Here is a 4,743-nt window from a genome sequence, read left to right as displayed (position 1 = left end):
GGGGCGGGGGCGGTCTCGGCCTACGGGCGGAGGCCGTTCCGGGTGGGCGGGCGGGGGGCCGACGACGCCGCCGCGCGCCTGGCGGCGGGGGCCCGTCTGGACGGTAGGGGGGCGGGCGGCGGGGCGGAGCCGCCGCGCACCTTCGTGGCCTGACCCGGGGCGGGCCCACGCCGGCCCGGCCCTGCTGCGGCCTGTCCCGGCCTGGCGGGGCGACCCGTGGCCCGGTGCGGCCGGGCCCTCAGGGGGCCTCGGCCGCCACTTCCGGGAGGCCCTCGGCGTCGAGGGCTCCGGGCTGCGCCGGGGGCTGGTCCTTGAGCGGGCCGACGGGTGCCGGCGGGCCCTCCCCGCCGCCCGGGCCCGCCGTCTGCCGCTCGGGCAGCAGCTCCAGGACGGCGTGGCGGTGCGCGGGGTGCGTGGCGTCGTCGTACGGGTCGGGGGTGGCGGGCACCTGGAGGCGGTGGACCGGCCCGGTGCCGAGCCGGGCGTAGCCGCGGCCGGGCGGGAGCTGCGGGGCCGGGGTGGTGTGCGGCGGCAGCCCGAGGACGTCGGTGAGCTGCTGGACGGGGGCGGGCCCGAGGACGACCCGGGCCCGGGTGTGCTGCCAGACGGCGTCGCCGATCAGCTCCAGGTGGTCGAAGTGCTCGGCGACGACCACCGTGACGTGTGCGGCGCGGCCGTGCCGCAGGGGGACCTGGAGCTGGGCCAGCGGGTCCGGGCGTCCCTCGGCGGTCGCCAGGTGCGCGAGCACGCTGGGCCGGTCCAGCAGGATCCACAGCGGCCGCTTGGTGTCCTCGGGCGCCGGCCGGCCCGCCTCGCGGGCCCGGTGCGTGGCGATCAGGCGCCGCTCGGTCTCGTGCGCGGCCCACTCGACGGTGGCCAGGGCGCCGGTGGGGCCGCACTCGACGGCCAGCACCCCCGCGCGGCCGGCCAGGCAGGCGTACTCGTTGCTCCCGCCGCCCTCGACGACCATCACGTCGCCGCCCTGGCGCAGGGCCTGGAGGGCGAGCGAGCGCAGCAGGCCGGTGGTGCCGCTGCCGGGCTGGCCCACCGCCAGCAGGTGCGGCTCGGTGGAGCCGGGGCCCGTCCGCCAGACGACGGGCGGCAGGTCGCGCCGCTCGTCGCCCTCCAGCACGGGCAGGGTGCGCCGGACCCCCTCGGGGTCGGTGAAGCCCAGGACGCTCTCCCCGGGCGAGGTGACGAACGGCTGGGCGGCGATCCCGGTGGGCAGCGGCTCCAGCACGCTCAGGTCGAGCCGGTTGGCCTCCTCGTCCCAGACGAAGAGGTACTCGCGGCCGCGCCCCGACTTGGCGTGCAGCAGGGCTTCGATCCGGGCCCGCGAGGCCGCCTCCCCGTCGGTGAAGTAGGCGGGGTAGCGGATCCGCAGCCGGGTGACGCGGCCCTCCGCGTCGAAGGCGTGGTCGCTGAAGGCGTCGTCGAAGCCGCCCCCGTGGGTGAACAGCGGGGCCGGGTCCTCCGGGGCGGAGAAGTAGGGCACGAGGGCCTCGTAGAGGGAGCGCAGCCGGTCGGTCTCGGCGTCGCTGGGCCCGGTCTTCGCGGGGGTGCGGTCGCGCCCGTGCCAGCCCGCCGCGGCCATCAGCGCGATCAGCGCGGTGACGGGCGCGTAGGGGACGAGCGCGACCACGAGGACGCAGGCCGCCCCCAGGAACAGCGCGGGACCCCGCTTGTCCTTGGGCGTCGCGGTCCATTTGCGGCGGCCGGCCGAGGCCAGGACGCGCAGTCCGCGCCCGATGACCAGGAGCGGATGGAGGACGTCCGTGGCGTTGTCGGCCGCCGTACGGGCGAGGTCGCGGCCCCGGGCGAGCGAGGTGCTGCCACTGGTGAGGATGCGGGGGAGTGGGCGCCGGGCCACGGTCGTCTCCTGGGTGGTGGGGCGGGGGCGGTCTAGAGCTTGATCCCGCCGAGCAGGCTCGCGAGGCTCGCCGTGCTCGCGGTGATGCTCGGGGCGATGGCGGAGCCGGCGAGGAAGAAGCCGAAGAGCGCGCAGACGACGGCGTGGGTCAGCTTCATCCCGTCCTTCTTGAAGAACAGGAAGCAGATGATGCCGAGCAGCACGACACCTGAGATCGACAGGACCATGTGAGTTCTCCTGGTAGCGGAACGGTCGGGAAGGTCACCATCAGTTGTTCCAGGCTCACAGGAAGTATCAATGCGACAAAAGGTGCATACGGGTGAACCTTCGGGATTTTCACTTGACCGGCCCCTCCCGGCTGGCGCGTCGGCCCGCCGCGGTGTCAGGTGCACGGGCCACCGACATCCTTGCCTCGGACCGACCCCCTCATGTCCCCGACCTGGCGCTACCCTGGCGATTCACCCGTACGGACGCAGCGCCGGGCACCCCCCTGCCCGCCCGGCCCGGGCAGACTCCTGCCCCGTACGAACCGGCACGAGCGAAAGGCCGAACGACAGATGAGCACGCACGAGGACGCGCCCGACGCCCCCGACGAGGACGTCATCGAGCTGGCCACCAAGATCTTCGACCTCGCCCGTCAGGGTGAGACCGAGACCCTGGCCGCCTACCTCGACGCCGGGGTCCCCGCCAACCTCACCAACGACCGCGGCGACACCCTCGTCATGCTCGCCGCCTACCACGGCCACGCCGACGCCGTCACGGCCCTGCTCTCCCGCGGCGCCGAGGCCGACCGCGCCAACGACCGCGGCCAGACCCCGCTCGCCGGCGCCGTCTTCAAGGGCGAGGAAGCCGTGATCCGCGCGCTGCTCGCCGGCGGGGCCGACCCCTACGCCGGAACCCCGTCCGCGGTGGACACGGCCCGCATGTTCCACAAGGCCGACCTGCTGGAACTCTTCGGAGCCCAGTAATCCGCTTTTTCTCCCGCCCGGCCCGGGCCGGGACGGGCCCGCGAGCTCACGGCTTGGTCACGACGCCCTTAAATGTGGTCGCGGCGCGCAAACCGCCTGGGTCATCATGGCGTCGGATTCGATTCGCGGACATGACGGACGGGCAGGAGCGGGCTGGACACGAAGGGTGTCCACACCCACCCCTGCCGCACCGGCCGGCACGGACGCGAAGCACCGACGAGAGTGAGAAGGCAATGGTCTACATCGAGCGGAACATGACGGCGGACGTCCTCACATGCTGTTACGCGGCCCTGTGAACCCCGATTCCCGGTTGCGTCCCCAGCTTGATTTGAGGCCATTCCCATGTTCGAACCAGTCATAGCGCCGAGCGGCACCCTGCTCGGCCTCCTCCAGAGGGGCCGCGGCGACGGCACGCTGCACGCCCTCGCGGCCCCCCGCCCGGAGGCCCTCGCGGCCCTCGACCAGTGCGTGACCCGTGACCCGCGGCAGGACTGGCAGGTCGAGAACCGGTCGCTGTACTACGCCCGCCTGTACCTGGACCTCGACGGCCCCCTCCGCGAGATCGAGGCCCACCTCTTCGGCGTCGACGACCTCGTCGACGAGGAGGACCACCGCACCGGCCTGGCCCTGTCCGTCCTCGGACACCTGGCCTCGTACGGCCGCGACGACGCGCTGATGCTGCTGCGCCGCTACGCCGCCTCCGGTGCCAACTGGGCCTGGGCCCTCGACGAGCTCGCCCTGCGCGACGACGACGAAGGCCTGCGGTCCCTGGCCGCCCCGGTCCTCGCCAGGTTCCCGGAGACCGCCGAGGGCGAGGCGCTGCTGGCCGCCGCCGTCCGCGACGCCTACGAGCCCCGGCCGTGGAGCCTGTGGGAGGAGTTGCCGCAGTACGGGCAACGCCTGAGCGCCGCCCGCCGGCAGGGCTCGTTCGACCGCTGGCAGCGCCAGCTCAACCCGAGTGGCCCCCGGCCCGGCTGGGGCGTCCAGGCCGTCTTCGACTGGGCCGCCGACGGGCTGCGCCGCGGCACCCCGCTGCACGTGCCCGCCGCGCGCTGCCTCGCCGCCGTGGCCGCGCCCGAGGACCGCTCCGAGATCCTCGCGGCCGCCGCCGGGGCCCAGGGCGAGGCCGCCCGGGCCACCGCCCTGCACCACCTGGTCCTCGCCGAGCCGGAGAACCCGGCCGTCCTCGACCTCATCGAAGCCGCCGGCGACGAACCGGCCGTGGCCGCCTACGAGCGCATGTGCGGCCCCGCCGCCCTCGACCGCGCCCGCCAGTGGGTCCACCGTCCCGACGCCCTCGGAGCGGCCGCCGCGGCCCTCCTGGCGGCCCGCGGCGGCGCCGACGACACCGGCCTGGTGCTGGGCGCCCTCCGCAACACCGTCCGCGGCTCCGGCCCGGACTCGCCCCGCCTGTTCACCCTCGTGGACGGCGCGGGCCGGCTCTCGATCGGCTGCGCGGCCCCCGTGCTGCGCCACATCTACCGTGAGACGGCCTCCTCCCACCTGCGCGGCCGCGCCGCCCGCGCCCTGGCCAGCACGGACCCGACCTTCGCGGCGGGCTTCGCGGTCGAATGCCTGTGGGACTGCGAGGAGACCACCCGCGAGGTGGCGGCCCGCCACGCCGAAACGGCCGACGCCCGCGTCGCCCCCCGGCTGCGCCGCCTGGCGGCGGACCCGGCGGAGGAGGAGGACGTCCAGTCGGCCGTCCGCAGCCGCATCACCCCCGAGCCGACCATGTAGCTCCGCAGGAGACCCGGAACCCGCCGCGCGGGCTGGAATTTCGCTGCGCGAAATCCAGCCCCGCCTGGGGGTCCCCCCAGCGGTAGCTGGGGGAGTTTGAGGCGCGGGGTCTGGGGCGGAGCCCCTGGGGGCACCTCCCAGCGGTAGCTGGGGGAGGAACGGGCG

4 protein-coding genes are annotated in these 4,743 nt (G+C 75.4%); 2 read left to right on the top strand and 2 right to left on the bottom strand.

Annotated elements, in window-relative coordinates:
• Window positions 1-238: 238 nt before the first annotated feature.
• Both ACFVXK_RS37125 and ACFVXK_RS37120 read right to left on the bottom strand, forming a co-directional pair.
• The gene (locus ACFVXK_RS37125; RefSeq protein WP_389621347.1) at window positions 239-1,870 is read right to left on the bottom strand and encodes a hypothetical protein; all 1,632 of its coding nucleotides are present in this window, start codon (window positions 1,868-1,870) and stop codon (window positions 239-241) included.
• 32 nt (window positions 1,871-1,902) lie between these two features.
• A complete protein-coding gene (locus ACFVXK_RS37120) occupies window positions 1,903-2,097 on the bottom strand; it encodes a hypothetical protein (protein WP_344159715.1) in 195 nt (64 codons plus the stop codon).
• A 330-nt stretch (window positions 2,098-2,427) separates the two neighbouring features.
• On the opposite strand from ACFVXK_RS37120, the gene ACFVXK_RS37115 reads away from it, so the two are divergent.
• Together ACFVXK_RS37115 and ACFVXK_RS37110 are read left to right on the top strand one after the other, a co-directional pair.
• Entirely contained in the window at window positions 2,428-2,838 is a 411-nt protein-coding gene (locus ACFVXK_RS37115; RefSeq protein ID WP_389621343.1) for an ankyrin repeat domain-containing protein, read from the top strand.
• 342 nt (window positions 2,839-3,180) lie between these two features.
• Window positions 3,181-4,578 (top strand): HEAT repeat domain-containing protein, encoded by a 1,398-nt coding sequence (locus tag ACFVXK_RS37110; RefSeq protein WP_389621340.1) that lies wholly within the window; start codon window positions 3,181-3,183, stop codon window positions 4,576-4,578.
• Window positions 4,579-4,743: the final 165 nt, after the last annotated feature.

The organism is Streptomyces sp. NPDC058157 (genome assembly GCF_042884105.1).
Classification (GTDB): Bacteria; Actinomycetota; Actinomycetes; order Streptomycetales; family Streptomycetaceae; genus Streptomyces.
The sequence above is the reverse complement of the archived record's forward strand: the minus strand, read 5'-3'. Positions and strand labels throughout refer to the sequence as shown.